Annotated in this window: 17 protein-coding genes and 1 pseudogene; 12 read left to right on the top strand and 6 right to left on the bottom strand. The window is 49.4% G+C overall.

What is annotated here, in order from left to right; translation table 11 throughout:
• The first annotated feature begins 110 nt into the window (after positions 1-110).
• The 5 genes from cysB to acnA all read left to right on the top strand — a co-directional run bounded on the left by cysB (position 111) and on the right by acnA (position 4,761).
• Complete coding sequence (gene cysB / locus ACK8NJ_RS13060; RefSeq protein WP_000776253.1) at positions 111-1,085, top strand: HTH-type transcriptional regulator CysB; 975 nt, start codon at positions 111-113, stop codon at positions 1,083-1,085.
• 318 nt (positions 1,086-1,403) lie between these two features.
• Positions 1,404-1,544: a YmiA family putative membrane protein gene (locus ACK8NJ_RS13055; protein ID WP_001300896.1), complete on the top strand. Its 141-nt coding sequence runs from the start codon at positions 1,404-1,406 to the stop codon at positions 1,542-1,544.
• A gap of 2 nt (positions 1,545-1,546) precedes the next feature.
• The gene (gene yciX / locus ACK8NJ_RS13050) at positions 1,547-1,714 is read left to right on the top strand and encodes a protein YciX (RefSeq protein WP_001469241.1); all 168 of its coding nucleotides are present in this window, start codon (positions 1,547-1,549) and stop codon (positions 1,712-1,714) included.
• A 113-nt stretch (positions 1,715-1,827) separates the two neighbouring features.
• Positions 1,828-1,923 (top strand): small membrane protein YmiC, encoded by a 96-nt coding sequence (ymiC, locus tag ACK8NJ_RS13045; protein WP_001590092.1) that lies wholly within the window; start codon positions 1,828-1,830, stop codon positions 1,921-1,923.
• A gap of 162 nt (positions 1,924-2,085) precedes the next feature.
• Complete coding sequence (gene acnA / locus ACK8NJ_RS13040) at positions 2,086-4,761, top strand: aconitate hydratase AcnA (RefSeq protein ID WP_328116160.1); 2,676 nt, start codon at positions 2,086-2,088, stop codon at positions 4,759-4,761.
• 63 nt (positions 4,762-4,824) lie between these two features.
• On the opposite strand, the gene ribA is transcribed toward acnA, so the two are convergent.
• Positions 4,825-5,415, bottom strand: coding sequence for a GTP cyclohydrolase II (ribA, locus tag ACK8NJ_RS13035; RefSeq protein ID WP_001176295.1), 591 nt, complete (start codon positions 5,413-5,415; stop codon positions 4,825-4,827).
• A 169-nt stretch (positions 5,416-5,584) separates the two neighbouring features.
• Between ribA and pgpB the strand changes: the two genes are divergently transcribed.
• The 5 genes from pgpB to yciH all read left to right on the top strand — a co-directional run bounded on the left by pgpB (position 5,585) and on the right by yciH (position 9,237).
• Complete coding sequence (gene pgpB, locus ACK8NJ_RS13030) at positions 5,585-6,349, top strand: phosphatidylglycerophosphatase B (RefSeq protein ID WP_001599754.1); 765 nt, start codon at positions 5,585-5,587, stop codon at positions 6,347-6,349.
• 148 nt (positions 6,350-6,497) lie between these two features.
• Positions 6,498-6,806, top strand: a complete 309-nt coding sequence (lapA, locus tag ACK8NJ_RS13025; protein ID WP_000876284.1) for a lipopolysaccharide assembly protein LapA — start codon at positions 6,498-6,500, stop codon at positions 6,804-6,806.
• A 6-nt stretch (positions 6,807-6,812) separates the two neighbouring features.
• The gene (gene lapB / locus ACK8NJ_RS13020) at positions 6,813-7,982 is read left to right on the top strand and encodes a lipopolysaccharide assembly protein LapB (RefSeq protein WP_000891353.1); all 1,170 of its coding nucleotides are present in this window, start codon (positions 6,813-6,815) and stop codon (positions 7,980-7,982) included.
• Positions 7,983-8,173: 191 nt separating this feature from the next.
• Positions 8,174-8,911 (top strand): orotidine-5'-phosphate decarboxylase, encoded by a 738-nt coding sequence (gene pyrF, locus ACK8NJ_RS13015; protein ID WP_000176265.1) that lies wholly within the window; start codon positions 8,174-8,176, stop codon positions 8,909-8,911.
• Positions 8,911-9,237, top strand: a complete 327-nt coding sequence (yciH, locus tag ACK8NJ_RS13010; protein WP_001353236.1) for a stress response translation initiation inhibitor YciH — start codon at positions 8,911-8,913, stop codon at positions 9,235-9,237. Before pyrF ends, yciH begins: the two co-directional genes overlap by 1 nt.
• Before the next feature lie 125 nt (positions 9,238-9,362).
• On the opposite strand, the gene osmB is transcribed toward yciH, so the two are convergent.
• The 3 genes from osmB to yciZ form a co-directional block, all read right to left on the bottom strand.
• Positions 9,363-9,581: an osmotically-inducible lipoprotein OsmB gene (osmB, locus tag ACK8NJ_RS13005; protein ID WP_000498253.1), complete on the bottom strand. Its 219-nt coding sequence runs from the start codon at positions 9,579-9,581 to the stop codon at positions 9,363-9,365.
• Between the two features lie 268 nt (positions 9,582-9,849).
• Positions 9,850-10,599 carry a DNA-binding transcriptional regulator YciT gene (locus tag ACK8NJ_RS13000; protein WP_001088621.1) on the bottom strand — a complete coding sequence of 250 codons (750 nt, stop codon included), beginning with the start codon at positions 10,597-10,599 and terminating at the stop codon, positions 9,850-9,852.
• An 89-nt stretch (positions 10,600-10,688) separates the two neighbouring features.
• The gene (yciZ, locus tag ACK8NJ_RS12995) at positions 10,689-10,862 is read right to left on the bottom strand and encodes a protein YciZ (RefSeq protein WP_001288368.1); all 174 of its coding nucleotides are present in this window, start codon (positions 10,860-10,862) and stop codon (positions 10,689-10,691) included.
• Positions 10,863-10,898: 36 nt separating this feature from the next.
• Here yciZ and ymiD point away from each other — a divergent pair, with 36 nt between their 5' ends.
• On the top strand, positions 10,899-11,027 hold the full coding sequence (gene ymiD / locus ACK8NJ_RS12990; protein ID WP_212735859.1) for a protein YmiD: 129 nt from the start codon (positions 10,899-10,901) through the stop codon (positions 11,025-11,027).
• On the opposite strand, the gene pdeR is transcribed toward ymiD, so the two are convergent.
• Positions 11,009-12,994, bottom strand: coding sequence for a cyclic di-GMP phosphodiesterase (pdeR, locus tag ACK8NJ_RS12985; RefSeq protein ID WP_411961686.1), 1,986 nt, complete (start codon positions 12,992-12,994; stop codon positions 11,009-11,011). The genes ymiD and pdeR overlap by 19 nt on opposite strands.
• Positions 12,995-13,047: 53 nt before the next feature.
• On the opposite strand from pdeR, the pseudogene ACK8NJ_RS12980 reads away from it, so the two are divergent.
• Positions 13,048-13,151, top strand: a pseudogene (locus tag ACK8NJ_RS12980) (hypothetical protein).
• A gap of 76 nt (positions 13,152-13,227) precedes the next feature.
• Here ACK8NJ_RS12980 and rnb read toward each other — a convergent pair.
• Complete coding sequence (rnb, locus tag ACK8NJ_RS12975) at positions 13,228-15,162, bottom strand: exoribonuclease II (RefSeq protein WP_000484983.1); 1,935 nt, start codon at positions 15,160-15,162, stop codon at positions 13,228-13,230.
• Positions 15,163-15,223 lie beyond the last annotated feature (61 nt).

Genomic DNA, 15,223 nt, shown 5'->3' with positions numbered 1-15,223 from the left:
ATGATATAGTGGTTATAGTTAGCACCTTTTTTATTATTAAATCGTATTAGTCACCCGCCAGGTGTGACGAAAAAACGATGTTCTGATGGCGTCTAAGTGGATGGTTTAACATGAAATTACAACAACTTCGCTATATTGTTGAGGTGGTCAATCATAACCTGAATGTCTCATCAACGGCGGAAGGACTTTACACATCACAACCCGGGATCAGTAAACAAGTCAGAATGCTGGAAGACGAGCTAGGCATTCAAATTTTTTCCCGAAGCGGCAAGCACCTGACGCAGGTAACGCCAGCAGGACAAGAAATAATTCGTATCGCTCGTGAAGTTCTGTCGAAAGTCGATGCCATAAAATCGGTCGCCGGAGAGCACACCTGGCCGGATAAAGGCTCGCTGTATATCGCCACCACGCATACCCAGGCACGCTATGCGTTACCAAACGTCATCAAAGGCTTTATTGAACGTTATCCTCGCGTTTCTTTGCATATGCACCAGGGCTCGCCGACACAAATTGCTGATGCCGTCTCTAAAGGCAATGCTGATTTCGCTATCGCCACAGAAGCGCTGCATCTGTATGAAGATTTAGTGATGTTACCGTGCTACCACTGGAATCGGGCTATTGTAGTCACTCCGGATCACCCGCTGGCAGGCAAAAAAGCCATTACCATTGAAGAACTGGCGCAATATCCGTTGGTGACATATACCTTCGGCTTTACCGGACGCTCAGAACTGGATACTGCCTTTAACCGCGCAGGGTTAACGCCACGTATCGTCTTCACGGCAACGGATGCTGACGTCATTAAAACTTACGTCCGGTTAGGGCTGGGAGTAGGGGTCATTGCCAGCATGGCGGTGGATCCGGTCGCCGATCCCGATCTTGTGCGTGTTGATGCTCACGATATCTTCAGCCACAGTACAACCAAAATTGGTTTTCGCCGTAGTACTTTTTTGCGCAGTTATATGTATGATTTCATTCAGCGTTTTGCACCGCATTTAACGCGTGATGTCGTTGATGCGGCTGTCGCATTGCGCTCCAATGAAGAAATTGAGGTCATGTTTAAAGATATAAAACTGCCGGAAAAATAATTTCTTGCGTTATTTCCGGCACCTTTTATGTAGAGAAGGTGCCGGAATATATTCTCTTTTGTTGCTTATTTGTATCCGCTGCACAATATTTTTATCCCTCATATTTATAGGGTAAATTACTTGTAAAGTAGTGTCTAATTACCCGCCTCGCAAACTCCAGTTTTCAAATATCTATTTCAGGTCAAAAGATTGAATTATTCACTGGAGACGATTCGTAAATTCGCTGGATTTTTGACTAAAGTTTCTTTAGGATTTGTCTCATCGTATGATTAATTACACCAATCGTTCAACGTCTTGCTGATAAGTGATGGCGATTATATGAGGTTAGCAATGCCTTCTGGAAATCAGGAACCCCGCCGGGACCCTGAATTAAAACGCAAAGCCTGGCTGGCGGTATTTCTTGGTTCTGCACTTTTCTGGGTGGTTGTCGCACTGCTGATTTGGAAAGTGTGGGGATAACTATGGTCGGTCAGGAGCAACTGGAGTCGTCACCATTATGTCAGCATAGTGACAATGAACCAGAAACGAAACGGGAATGTTCCGTCGTTATTCCAGACGACTGGCAACTAACAACGCAGCAGCAAGCCTTTATAGAACTGTTTGCTGAAGATGATCAGCCGAAACAATAATTATCATCATTCTTATTACCCATTTTTAATGAATTAAAGGGCTTTTAATACACCGCAGCAATAACAGGTTGAGTTATCTCAACACAAAGTAATAACCGTTAAAGGTGTAGCCTATGATCAACACAAATATGAAATATTGGTCCTGGATGGGCGCGTTTTCTCTGTCGATGCTCTTCTGGGCCGAATTCCTCTGGATCATTACTCACTGATCCCTGACCCCGCTGCGGCGGGGTTTTCATTTGCTTTGCCACAAGGTTCTCCTCTTTTATCAATTTGGGTTGTTATCAAATCGTTACGCGATGTTTGTGTTATCTTTAATATTCACCCTGAAGAGAATCAGGGCTTCGCAACCCTGTCATTAAGGAGGAGCTATGTCGTCAACCCTACGAGAAGCCAGTAAGGATACGTTGCAGGCCAAAGATAAAACTTACCACTACTACAGCCTGCCGCTTGCTGCCAAATCACTGGGCGATATCACCCGTCTGCCCAAGTCACTCAAAGTTTTGCTCGAAAACCTGCTGCGCTGGCAGGATGGTAACTCGGTTACCGAAGAGGATATCCACGCGCTGGCGGGATGGCTGAAAAATGCCCATGCTGACCGTGAAATTGCCTACCGCCCGGCAAGGGTGCTGATGCAGGACTTTACCGGCGTACCTGCCGTTGTTGATCTGGCGGCAATGCGCGAAGCGGTTAAACGCCTCGGTGGCGATACTGCAAAGGTTAACCCGCTCTCACCGGTCGACCTGGTCATTGACCACTCGGTGACCGTCGATCGTTTTGGTGATGATGAGGCATTTGAAGAAAACGTGCGCCTGGAAATGGAGCGCAACCACGAACGTTATGTGTTCCTGAAATGGGGAAAGCAGGCGTTCAGTCGTTTTAGCGTCGTGCCGCCAGGCACAGGCATTTGCCATCAGGTTAACCTCGAATATCTCGGCAAAGCAGTGTGGAGCGAATTGCAGGACGGTGAATGGATTGCTTATCCGGATACACTCGTTGGTACTGACTCGCACACCACCATGATCAACGGCCTTGGCGTGCTGGGGTGGGGCGTGGGGGGGATCGAAGCAGAAGCCGCAATGTTAGGTCAGCCGGTTTCCATGCTTATCCCGGACGTAGTGGGCTTTAAACTCACCGGAAAATTACGTGAAGGTATTACCGCCACAGACCTGGTTCTCACCGTTACCCAAATGCTGCGCAAACATGGCGTGGTGGGGAAATTCGTCGAATTTTATGGTGATGGGCTGGATTCACTACCGCTGGCGGATCGCGCCACCATTGCCAATATGTCGCCAGAATATGGTGCCACCTGTGGCTTCTTCCCAATCGATGCTGTCACCCTCGATTACATGCGTTTAAGCGGGCGCAGTGAAGATCAGGTTGAGTTGGTCGAAATATATGCCAAAGCGCAGGGCATGTGGCGTAACCCGGGCGATGAACCGATTTTTACCAGTACGTTAGAACTGGATATGAATGACGTTGAAGCGAGCCTGGCAGGGCCAAAACGCCCACAGGATCGCGTTGCACTGCCCGATGTACCAAAAGCATTTGCCGCCAGTAACGAACTGGAAGTGAATGCCACGCATAAAGATCGCCAGCCGGTCGATTATGTTATGAACGGACATCAGTATCAGTTACCTGATGGCGCGGTGGTCATTGCTGCGATAACGTCGTGCACCAACACCTCTAACCCAAGTGTGCTGATGGCCGCAGGCTTGCTGGCGAAAAAAGCCGTAACTCTGGGCCTCAAGCGGCAACCGTGGGTCAAAGCGTCGCTGGCACCAGGCTCGAAAGTTGTTTCTGACTATCTGGCAAAAGCGAAATTGACACCGTATCTCGACGAACTGGGGTTTAACCTTGTGGGATATGGTTGTACCACCTGTATTGGTAACTCTGGGCCGCTGCCCGATCCTATCGAAACGGCAATCAAAAAAGGCGATTTAACCGTCGGTGCAGTGCTGTCCGGCAACCGTAACTTTGAAGGCCGTATCCATCCGCTGGTTAAAACCAACTGGCTGGCCTCGCCGCCGCTGGTGGTTGCCTATGCGCTGGCGGGAAATATGAATATCAACCTCGCATCTGAGCCTATCGGCCATGATCGCAAAGGCGATCCGGTATATCTGAAAGATATCTGGCCATCGGCACAAGAAATTGCCCGTGCGGTAGAACAAGTCTCCACAGAAATGTTCCGCAAAGAGTACGCAGAAGTTTTTGAAGGCACAGCAGAGTGGAAGGAAATTAACGTCACACGATCCGATACCTACGGTTGGCAGGAAGATTCAACCTATATTCGCTTATCGCCATTCTTTGATGAAATGCAGGCAACACCAGCACCTGTGGAAGATATTCACGGTGCGCGGATCCTCGCAATGCTGGGGGATTCAGTCACCACTGACCATATCTCTCCGGCGGGCAGTATTAAGCCCGACAGCCCAGCGGGTCGATATCTACAAGGTCGGGGTGTTGAGCGAAAAGACTTTAACTCCTACGGTTCGCGGCGTGGTAACCATGAAGTGATGATGCGCGGCACCTTCGCCAATATTCGCATCCGTAATGAAATGGTGCCTGGTGTTGAAGGGGGGATGACGCGGCATTTACCTGACAGCGACGTAGTCTCTATTTATGATGCTGCGATGCGCTATAAGCAGGCGCAAACGCCGCTGGCGGTGATTGCCGGGAAAGAGTATGGATCAGGCTCCAGCCGTGACTGGGCGGCAAAAGGTCCGCGTCTGCTTGGAATTCGTGTGGTGATTGCCGAATCGTTTGAACGAATTCACCGCTCGAATTTAATTGGCATGGGCATCCTGCCGCTGGAATTTCCGCAAGGCGTGACGCGTAAAACGTTAGGGCTAATCGGGGAAGAGAAGATTGATATTGTCGATCTGCAAAGTCTACAACCCGGCGCGACGGTTCCGGTGACGTTTACGCGCGCGGATGGTAGCCAGGAAGTCGTACCCTGCCGTTGTCGTATCGACACCGCGACGGAGTTGACTTACTACCAGAACGACGGCATTTTGCATTATGTCATTCGTAATATGTTGAAGTAACGAGTATTTGCTTGCCGGTTATTTTGCTTCCGGCAAGCAAATGAATTACACAATGCAAGAGGGTTATTTGTTCAGCAAATGACCCATTTTCTCGGCTTTGGTATCGAGATAATGTTCGTTATTGGGGTTACGACCTACAATCAACGGTACGCGTTCAACAATATTAATCCCTGCTTCGGTCAGAATTTCGACTTTTTTCGGGTTATTGGTTAACAAGCGGACTTCATTGACGCCAAGGAGTTTGAACATATCAGCGCAAAGAGTGAAGTCGCGCTCATCAGCGGCGAAGCCTAACTGGTGGTTAGCCTCTACGGTATCGTAACCTTGATCCTGCAGTGCATAAGCGCGGATTTTATTCAGCAGACCAATGTTACGACCTTCCTGACGGTGATACAGCAAAATACCACGGCCTTCTTCGGCAATTTGCGTCAGTGCCGCTTCGAGCTGGAAGCCACAATCGCAGCGCAAGCTGAACAGGGCGTCACCGGTCAGACATTCGGAATGGACGCGCGCAAGTACCGGGGTATGCCCGGATATATCGCCATAGACTAGCGCGACATGATCGTGTCCGGTTGCCAGTTCTTCAAATCCCACCATCAGGAAATCGCCCCATGGGGTTGGCAGTTTGGCTTCTGCCACACGTTTAAGCTGCATGAAATTCTCCAGATAATGCTGGTTCTGTATTGGCTTATTTTGCCATAACGAGAAGGGGTTCACCTAATCACGACGCGTCGATCGTTCACGGAATGGCACAAATCTGTCAATTTTTCCTGGAACTGGCATTTTCAGTTATGATTGTGGGACTTATCAAAAAGGAGAGGCCATGCGTTCGATTGCCAGACGTACCGCAGTGGGAGCTGCACTATTGCTTGTTATGCCAGTAGCCGTATGGATTTCTGGCTGGCGTTGGCAACCTGGAGAACAAAGTTGGCTACTAAAAGCGGCTTTTTGGGTTACTGAAACTGTCACCCAGCCCTGGGGCGTCATTACACATTTGATTTTATTCGGTTGGTTTCTCTGGTGTCTGCGTTTTCGCATTAAGGCTGCCATTATGTTATTTGCCATTCTGGCGGCGGCAATTCTTGTGGGACAAGGCGTTAAATCCTGGATCAAAGGCAAAGTCCAGGAACCACGACCTTTTGTTATCTGGCTGGAAAAAACACATCATATTCCGGTTGATGAGTTCTACACTTTAAAGCGAGCAGAACGCGGAAATCTAGTGAAAGAACAGTTGGCTGAAGAGAAAAATATCCCACAATATTTGCGTTCACACTGGCAGAAAGAGACGGGGTTTGCCTTTCCTTCCGGTCACACGATGTTTGCTGCCAGTTGGGCGCTGCTGGCCGTTGGTTTGCTGTGGCCGCGTCGGCGAACGTTAACCATTGCTATCTTGTTGGTCTGGGCAACGGGAGTCATGGGAAGCCGCCTGCTGCTCGGGATGCATTGGCCACGCGATCTGGTGGTAGCTACGTTGATTTCGTGGGCGCTGGTGGCGGTGGCAACGTGGCTTGCGCAACGAATTTGTGGGCCATTAACACCACCTGCGGAAGAAAATCGCGAAATTGCACAACGAGAACAAGAAAGTTAACGCTGGTTGATTTTCCGAATTTAGCCCTTAAATCATCAACAATGCGCGTGGATGCCATTTCGCAGACGGCGCGAAAATGGTACTTTAAAGGGCTATTGCGGTAAGTTGACCATAATTTATTCGCTCTAACCACATAACGGGAAGTAATGTGAAATATTTACTCATTTTCTTACTGGTGTTAGCGATCTTCGTGATTTCGGTCACGTTAGGTGCGCAGAACGATCAACAGGTGACGTTTAATTATCTGTTAGCGCAAGGGGAGTACCGTATTTCCACATTGCTGGCGGTATTGTTTGCTGCGGGGTTTGCTATCGGTTGGCTGATTTGCGGTCTGTTCTGGCTGCGAGTTCGTGTTTCCCTGGCGCGCGCTGAACGTAAAATAAAGCGACTGGAAAACCAGCTTTCACCCGCGACTGACGTGGCTGTAGCGCCGCATTCGTCAGCGGCGAAGGAATAACTTTCTATGCTGGAGTTGTTGTTTCTGCTTTTGCCTGTAGCCGCTGCCTATGGCTGGTATATGGGCCGCAGAAGTGCGCAACAAAACAAGCAAGATGAAGCCAACCGCTTGTCGCGTGATTACGTAGCGGGGGTTAACTTCCTGCTTAGTAATCAACAGGATAAAGCGGTAGACCTGTTTCTCGATATGCTTAAAGAGGATACGGGTACCGTTGAAGCCCACCTTACGCTCGGAAACCTGTTCCGTTCGCGTGGCGAAGTTGATCGCGCTATTCGCATCCATCAGACCCTAATGGAAAGCGCCTCGCTGACCTATGAACAGCGTCTGTTGGCGATTCAACAATTGGGGCGTGATTACATGGCCGCCGGGTTATACGACCGCGCGGAAGACATGTTCAATCAGCTGACCGATGAAACTGACTTCCGCATTGGCGCGCTGCAACAGTTGCTACAAATCTACCAGGCTACCAGCGAGTGGCAGAAAGCAATTGATGTTGCCGAACGCCTGGTGAAGCTGGGTAAAGATAAACAGCGCGTCGAAATTGCCCATTTCTACTGTGAGTTAGCCCTGCAGCATATGGCCAGCGACGATCTCGATCGTGCCATGACCTTGCTAAAAAAAGGGGCTGCGGCAGATAAAAACAGCGCCCGCGTATCCATCATGATGGGACGCGTGTTTATGGCGAAAGGAGAATACGCCAAAGCCGTCGAAAGTTTGCAACGCGTGATATCCCAGGACAGAGAACTGGTCAGCGAAACGCTGGAAATGTTGCAAACCTGCTATCAGCAGTTGGGTAAAACTGCCGAATGGGCAGAATTCCTGCAGCGCGCGGTGGAAGAGAACACCGGTGCCGATGCTGAATTGATGCTTGCGGATATTATCGAAGCGCGCGACGGTAGTGAGGCCGCACAGGTCTATATTACGCGTCAGCTTCAGCGTCATCCGACCATGCGTGTGTTCCATAAGCTAATGGATTACCACTTAAATGAAGCGGAAGAAGGGCGTGCCAAAGAGAGTCTGATGGTGCTGCGTGACATGGTTGGCGAGAAGGTGCGTAGTAAGCCTCGTTATCGCTGCCAGAAATGTGGTTTTACCGCATACACCCTCTACTGGCATTGTCCGTCTTGTCGGGCCTGGTCAACCATTAAACCGATTCGCGGTCTTGATGGCCTGTAATTTTTAAAAAAATCCGACTTTAGTTACAACATACTAATTGTTGATGTTCCATTGTGCTCCGGTAACTCAGGCGCAGAAAAGCCTGCCAGGGGAGAAATCGCAACTGTTAATTTTTTATTTCCACGGGTAGAATGCTCGCCGTTTACCTGTTTCGCGCCACTTCCGGTGCCCATCATCAAGAAGGTCTGGTCATGACGTTAACTGCTTCATCTTCTTCCCGCGCTGTTACGAATTCTCCTGTGGTTGTTGCCCTTGATTATCATAATCGTGATGCCGCGCTGGCCTTTGTCGACAAGATCGACCCACGCGATTGTCGTCTGAAAGTCGGCAAAGAGATGTTTACGCTGTTTGGACCTCAATTTGTACGCGAACTTCAACAGCGTGGTTTTGATATCTTCCTCGACCTGAAATTTCACGATATTCCCAACACTGCAGCGCACGCTGTCGCTGCTGCAGCTGACTTAGGCGTGTGGATGGTGAATGTTCACGCCTCCGGTGGGGCGCGTATGATGACCGCAGCGCGTGAGGCACTGGTTCCGTTTGGCAAAGATGCACCGCTTTTGATTGCGGTGACAGTATTGACCAGCATGGAAGCCAGCGACCTGGCCGATCTTGGCGTGACACTGTCACCTGCAGATTATGCAGAACGTCTGGCGGCACTGACGCAAAAATGTGGCCTTGATGGTGTGGTGTGTTCTGCTCAGGAAGCTGTGCGCTTTAAACAGGTATTCGGTCAGGAGTTCAAACTGGTTACACCGGGCATTCGTCCGCAGGGGAGTGAAGCAGGTGACCAGCGCCGCATTATGACGCCAGAACAGGCGTTGGCGGCTGGTGTTGATTATATGGTGATTGGTCGCCCGGTAACGCAATCGGTAGATCCAGCGCAGACGCTGAAAGCGATCAACGCCTCTTTACAGCGGAGTGCATGATGAGTGATTCCAACAGCCGTCTGGTCTACTCAACGGAAACCGGACGTATTGATGAGCCAAAAGCGGCCCCTGTACGCCCTAAAGGCGACGGTGTGGTGCGTATTCAGCGTCAGACCAGTGGACGTAAAGGTAAGGGCGTTTGCTTGATTACCGGTGTCGATCTCGATGATGCCGAACTGACAAAACTGGCAGCGGAACTGAAGAAAAAATGCGGCTGCGGCGGGGCAGTTAAAGATGGAATTATTGAAATCCAGGGCGATAAGCGTGATTTATTAAAATCACTGCTTGAAGCGAAAGGGATGAAGGTAAAACTCGCAGGCGGTTAACATAAAAAGCCACGGATATATCCGTGGCTTTCGAATATTTTACTGTGTGTATTATTCAGTTATTTCGTACTGAACAGAATCAAGCGTATTATAATTGCGAGTCGATAATCGACATTTATTTACGATTATTTACCGACCTGGTGACCAATAACACCACCGACAGCTGCGCCACCTAATGTACCCAACGTACTGCCATCGGTCAGTACTGCACCGCCTAATGCCCCTGCACCCGCGCCGATTGCGGTGTTGCGATCCCGTTTAGACCAGTTAGAACAGGCACTCAGAGACATTGCCAGGGTAATTGCCAGAACAGCCGCGGTCATTTTTTTGCTCGTTACAAACATAATACTCTCTCCTGAATTTATGATTCACGGAAGTAAGCTCACTATAACTATAATAGCTAAGAATAAGCCTGGTGAAATTATTCCGTGAAATCCGCTCGCGCGCAGGGTTATATCACGCAGGTGATAATGACTTCCTGTTATATCGCTGATAATAATTTTATATCTTGAGAGTGTTAATAACAGGTAAATAGTCTTAATTATCAACCAGGAATCATCTTAGAGCGGATGATTTGCCAAAGTGCAAATCATCCATAGAGAAGGGAAATGGTTAAATGTCAACGACGTGAACGGTGAGTTTACTGTGCTCAAGATGCATCAGATCGCTGGCGCGTATTTTCGAATCGGTAATCACGCGATTGAATCGCTCAACGGGGCCGATGGAGTATGAATGTACAGCACCAAATTTCGAGCTGTCAGTCAGGACTATCGCTTCGCACTCTTTTTCCAGCACGGCATTGACCACATCGGTACGCATCATATCGCGACCGGTAAACCCAGTTTCAGGTTGCCAGCCATCAATACCAATAAATGCTTTGCTGAAATGCACCTGTTGGATGCACTGGCGTGTCAAAGGGCCAACCATACTTTCGCTTTTTTTCTGGTACACGCCACCGAGCAAAATAACTTCACAAGGCGCGTCTTTCAGCAAATGCGCGATGTAGCTGCTGACCGTGATGATAGTGACATTTTTCTTCTGCTCGCCCAGAGTCCGGGCGAGCAGGGCATTGCTGCTGCCATTTTCGATAAAGATGGTTTCGCCCGGTTGAACCAGTGACGCGGCAAACTCGGCGAGTTCACGCTTCAGCGTATAGTTGCTCATCATACGAGTTTCGACGTCATCACTATCAAGCGATACTGCAAAGCCATGTGCACGGCGGAGGTAACTCAGTTTTTCGAGGGTGTTGAGATCCTGGCGAATGGTAACTTCAGAAACTCCAGTGGCTTTTGCCAGATCGGTTACGCTAACCTGACCCTGGTCAATGACCATCTGTAGAATAGTTTGTTGTCGGGAATTCATCGCTGTAATTCTTATAACGTTATAATACTAAATAAAAAAATACTGACGCGCCGGGCATCCTCAAATAGGAAAACCTGAAGGCACGATTGTTAAATCTCCCACGGTGCCTTCGGGATGTCTGGCGTAGATTCAGCAACCTGGCGCAAGAGTTCTGCTTTAAGTATCTCGAGATTATGGATCGCAGAGTGGTAATCGCCTGCCACAAGGATATCTAACACAATATCAATACGTTCGGCAACGCGCTGGGCATCAAATTCAGACATCAAGGACATCCTTATAGCAAAAGGGGAAAATGAATAATGCAAAAATTGCCGCTAAAAGAGAAGTGTTTAACAGCAACGGCTAATTATCATCCGGGAATACGATATATAATTACGGAATATATCGCTAAGTATATATATTCATCTACTTATGCGCGCTTCAGATAGCGTTTATACCAACGTTCGAAGGCGACGGCGGGCATCGGTTTGGCAAACAAAAATCCTTGCCGCTCATTGATCCCGTTCTTGGTTAAAAAAGCATCTTCCTTTTTACTCTCCACTCCTTCAGCGATCACCTGAAGATTCAATGCCTGGGCCACAGCGACGATCGCCCGGACCAGCGACTGCGATACAGGCTGTTTGTGAATATCCCGAACAAAAACCTGGTCAAGTTTAATCGCATCGATCGGAAAGCGCGCCAGTTGCGAAAGTGAAGAGTAGCCGGTACCAAAATCGTCCAGATGCACTTGCGCACCTAGTTGGCTAAATTGTTGAATAACAGAAAGTGCCAGTTCATCATTCTCAATCAGGCAGCTCTCCGTCAGTTCAACATCAATAGGGCAGTATTCAAAATTGAGTTCCTGGAGAACCTGTTTAAGGGCGGTGAAAATGGTTTGATCGGCGAGCTGACGTGCAGAAATGTTTACCGCCACTCGCAGGTTAATACCTTTATCCCGCCACTTTGCCACCTGGCGTACGACATCGAGAATCACCCAACGGCCTAAAGGCACAATTAGCCCTGACTCTTCGGCGTAGGAAATGAAGTCCAACGGTGGAATCAACCCACGTTCAGGTGACTGCCAACGTACTAGTGCTTCCAGACTGCGCACTTCGCCACGCCAGGTGATTTTCGGTTGATAGTGAATAACCAACTGATCGTTTTCCAGTGCTTTACGCAAGTTGGTATCCAGCCAGAGATATTCAAATACCCGCTGATTCATTTCTGGGGTAAAAACGCAAAATTGTCCTCGTCCGCCTTCCTTCGCTGTGTACATTGCTGTGTCGGCGTGACGAATAATAGCCGCGCTGTCCGAACCATGTTCGGGAGAGAGTGAAATACCCACTGAACAGCTGGTATAAACTTCAATTAAACCAATGCGGAAGGGGAGTCGTAAGCGGGTCAAAATTCGTGATGCCATTGCTTCCAGCGCGCTTTGTGAGGTATTGGATGCGAGTACCAAAAACTCATCGCCACCTGGACGCGCCAACACCTGATCATGTTCGAGACAGCTTAAAATGGCCAATGACACGTCGCGTAATAGCTGGTCACCAAACAAATGCCCATAAGCGTCGTTGACCTTTTTAAAATTATCCAAATCAAGATACACAACCCCAACTTTATTGTTATCTGCCTGATTAATGGCGTGATCGATTAACTCCTGCATTGCGTTACGATTCGGCAGTCCGGTGATACTGTCGGTATTTGCCAGAATACGCAGTCGCTCCTGAGCGCGGCGCTCTTCGGTAATGTCGGTGCCGGAACAGATTAAAAAAATCTCGTTCTTGCCACTGCCGCTGTGGACAAATTTATTGCGAAACAGAAACAGCCGCTGGCCTTTTCGTGTTGGTATCCACAGTTCGACTTCATATGCATTGCCGCTTCGAAAAAATACACGGTTATTGCGCCTGGATGCCGCAGCTTCACGACGGCTCATAAACAGTTTAAACACGCTTTGCCCAATGACGTCATGTTCTTTCAACCCTGTGTAATCTTCACATAACCGATTGAAGCGTTGGATATTCCCCCGGCTGTCGAGAATCACTATTGCGGAATGTGCTTCAGAAACTACCTGCTCAGCAAAGGAAAGCCCGTGTGATAAATCACGAGCAACTGCTGGTGTGTCATGCCATGCAGACGCGTTGCCAGCCCATTCCCGTTTATTGATTTTTCGTCCTACCAGATGCACAGAAAGATCGCTTTCATCGACGGTCAGACTCATCATCAGGCTGGAGGTGATGACCGTCATTTCCCTGATGCGAGCAGCCTGTTCGGCAGATAACTGCAACGTACGTTCAGGTTCTGTGGTTTCGGTGGTAGAAAAGCGCAAAACATCGCTGCCTTCCGTTAACCGCCAGTATGGATTGTGCGATCCGAGAAAGTTGTACAACGTTGTGGACTCCCTAACGGTTTTCATGATGCATATCCTCCGGTTAACAGCGGAGTCCGCGGTTAAATAAAAGGAACAACATGACTTACATGAAATTAACGGCGGCTAAACGCATTGTTTTTTTATATATTTATTTGTAATCCAGTTTTGGAAAAACGCCAGTTTTCAAACGAAAGTCAGTTAAAAATCTGCCGGGATATGATGAAGGTGGAGCGGGGAAATAAACGGCCCATTCATGAGGAATGGGCCGTGAAAGGAGATTACGCGACCGGGCGCGCAATAATGCTGCGGGTTTCCATGCGGACTTCGGCAATGGTGACGTCAATAACGTCAGTCACTTTGTAAGCCGTTTCACCTTTAATTTGTACAGTGCCGTTTTCCTGGCTGCAAACCAGTTCATCGCGCACAGCGTGTAAGAAAGGTGCCGGAATAAAGGCGATAGCGCCGTTATCAACCAAACGCACACGCATGCCGCCACGGCTGATATCGACAATTTCCGCCGCGAAACGGGTGTCGGTCCCGGCTTTGTCTTTCAGGAAGCGTGCGTATAACCAGTCGCCAACATCACGTTCTGCCATTCGGTTGAGACGGCGACGCTCGGCCATTTGGACAGTGATTTCATCCTGCGGACGCGTCGCAGTTTCGCCTTTGATAACCGCTTTCAGCAGACGGTGGTTGATCATGTCGCCATATTTACGGATCGGCGAAGTCCAGGTGGCGTATGCCTCCAGACCGAGGCCAAAGTGAGGACCGGGTTCAGTGCTAATTTCAGCAAATGACTGGAAGCGACGAATGCGGCTGTCGAGGAAACCAGTTGGTTGCGCATCCAGTTCACGACGCAGTTTGCAGAAACCGTCCAGCGTGAGCACTTCTTCGGCATCGACATGCAGACCGTGGGTTTTCAGCAACGCTGCCAGCGCGTCGGCATTCGCCGGATCAAAGCCCATATGCACGTTATAGATGCCAAAACCGAGCTTATCGCGCAGTACGCGGGCCGCACAAATGTTAGCGGCAATCATCGCTTCTTCGACGATACGGTTGGCAATGCGACGAGGCTCGGCGACGATATCCAGCACTTCACCTTTTTCACCGAGAATAAAGCGGTAATCCGGGCGATCTTTAAACACCAGTGCGTGGTTATGACGCCACTCGCCGCGGCGTTGGCAAATTTGCGCTAACAAACGGACTTGTTCGGCAATTGCTTCACTTTCAGGCTGCCAGTCACCGGTATTTTCCAGCCAGTCAGAAACCTGGTCATACACCAGCTTCGCTTTGGATTCGATGGTGGCGGCAAAGAATTCGATATTATCTTCAATGGTGCCATCAGCGGAGAGCGTCATGCGGCATGCCAGTACCGGGCGAACTTCATTGGCGCGCAGTGAGCAGAGATCGTCAGAAAGCTCGCGAGGAAGCATAGGGATGTTGAAGCCAGGCAGATAGTTGGTGAATGCGCGAATTTTCGCGGCTTTGTCCAGCTTGCTGCCTTCAGCAATCCACGCGGTTGGATCGGCAATCGCCACAATCAGCTGAAGTTTGTCATCCGGCAACGCCTTAGCGAAAAGGGCGTCATCCATATCTTCTGTGCTGGCACTGTCGATGGTGACAAAATCCAGCGCGGTCAGATCTTCACGAACCAGACCTTCATCGAGCATTTCGGTAGCGACGCCGTCTGGTGCTTCTTTTTCCAGATTATGGCGCGCAAGTGTAACCCACCACGGTACAAAGTGGTCGTCACCAAAAGTGATGTATTGTGTCAGTTCAGCATAGAAAGAACGATCGCCTTTCAGCGGATGACGGCGCATTTCGGCAACCGCCCAGTCGCCTTCTTTAAACTCGTGGTTCAGGCCACGGGCTGCGCGGCAAGGAATGGCGTCTTTTAAGAGTGGATGATCAGGAACGATGGCCAGACGGTCATTTTTGCCCTGAACTTTACCCACGAAACGAGTCAGAAACGGTTCAACCAGTTCTTCTGGCTCTGCGGATTCACGTTCTTTTTCACTGTGGATAACCGCGATAATTCGGTCGCCATGCATGACTTTTTTCATCTGCGGCGGCGGAATGAAATAACTTTTTTGCGCGTCGACTTCCAGGAAGCCAAAGCCTTTTTCTGTGGCTTTTACCACCCCTTCAGCGCGTGGCGTCTGGGAATGCAGTTGCTGTTTAAGCTGCGCTAGCAGCGGGTTGTCCTGAAACATAATTGTCTATTTTGGTGGCCATTAGAGCGGCTGACAGTTTTACGCGAATCTGTCTGACGCG

It is taken from the genome of Escherichia sp. F1 (assembly GCF_046764225.1).
Classification (GTDB): Bacteria; Pseudomonadota; Gammaproteobacteria; order Enterobacterales; family Enterobacteriaceae; genus Escherichia; species Escherichia coli.
Note: the sequence above shows the minus strand (reverse complement) of the source record. Positions and strands in the feature narration are given on the sequence as shown.

What these genes read in the sequence shown, in the direction of transcription:
- yciH (WP_001353236.1), top strand. Translation starts at nt 8,911, where the DNA reads ATGAGTGATTCCAACAGCCGTCTGGTCTACTCAACGGAAACCGGACGT.
- cysB (WP_000776253.1), top strand. Translation starts at nt 111, where the DNA reads ATGAAATTACAACAACTTCGCTATATTGTTGAGGTGGTCAATCATAAC.
- ymiC (WP_001590092.1), top strand. Translation starts at nt 1,828, where the DNA reads ATGATCAACACAAATATGAAATATTGGTCCTGGATGGGCGCGTTTTCT.
- pyrF (WP_000176265.1), top strand. Translation starts at nt 8,174, where the DNA reads ATGACGTTAACTGCTTCATCTTCTTCCCGCGCTGTTACGAATTCTCCT.
- ribA (WP_001176295.1), bottom strand. Translation starts at nt 5,415, where the DNA reads ATGCAGCTTAAACGTGTGGCAGAAGCCAAACTGCCAACCCCATGGGGC.
- yciZ (WP_001288368.1), bottom strand. Translation starts at nt 10,862, where the DNA reads ATGTCTGAATTTGATGCCCAGCGCGTTGCCGAACGTATTGATATTGTG.
- pdeR (WP_411961686.1), bottom strand. Translation starts at nt 12,994, where the DNA reads ATGAAAACCGTTAGGGAGTCCACAACGTTGTACAACTTTCTCGGATCG.
- acnA (WP_328116160.1), top strand. Translation starts at nt 2,086, where the DNA reads ATGTCGTCAACCCTACGAGAAGCCAGTAAGGATACGTTGCAGGCCAAA.
- ymiD (WP_212735859.1), top strand. Translation starts at nt 10,899, where the DNA reads ATGCAAAAATTGCCGCTAAAAGAGAAGTGTTTAACAGCAACGGCTAAT.
- ACK8NJ_RS13000 (WP_001088621.1), bottom strand. Translation starts at nt 10,599, where the DNA reads ATGAATTCCCGACAACAAACTATTCTACAGATGGTCATTGACCAGGGT.
- ACK8NJ_RS13055 (WP_001300896.1), top strand. Translation starts at nt 1,404, where the DNA reads ATGAGGTTAGCAATGCCTTCTGGAAATCAGGAACCCCGCCGGGACCCT.
- rnb (WP_000484983.1), bottom strand. Translation starts at nt 15,162, where the DNA reads ATGTTTCAGGACAACCCGCTGCTAGCGCAGCTTAAACAGCAACTGCAT.
- lapB (WP_000891353.1), top strand. Translation starts at nt 6,813, where the DNA reads ATGCTGGAGTTGTTGTTTCTGCTTTTGCCTGTAGCCGCTGCCTATGGC.
- yciX (WP_001469241.1), top strand. Translation starts at nt 1,547, where the DNA reads ATGGTCGGTCAGGAGCAACTGGAGTCGTCACCATTATGTCAGCATAGT.
- osmB (WP_000498253.1), bottom strand. Translation starts at nt 9,581, where the DNA reads ATGTTTGTAACGAGCAAAAAAATGACCGCGGCTGTTCTGGCAATTACC.
- pgpB (WP_001599754.1), top strand. Translation starts at nt 5,585, where the DNA reads ATGCGTTCGATTGCCAGACGTACCGCAGTGGGAGCTGCACTATTGCTT.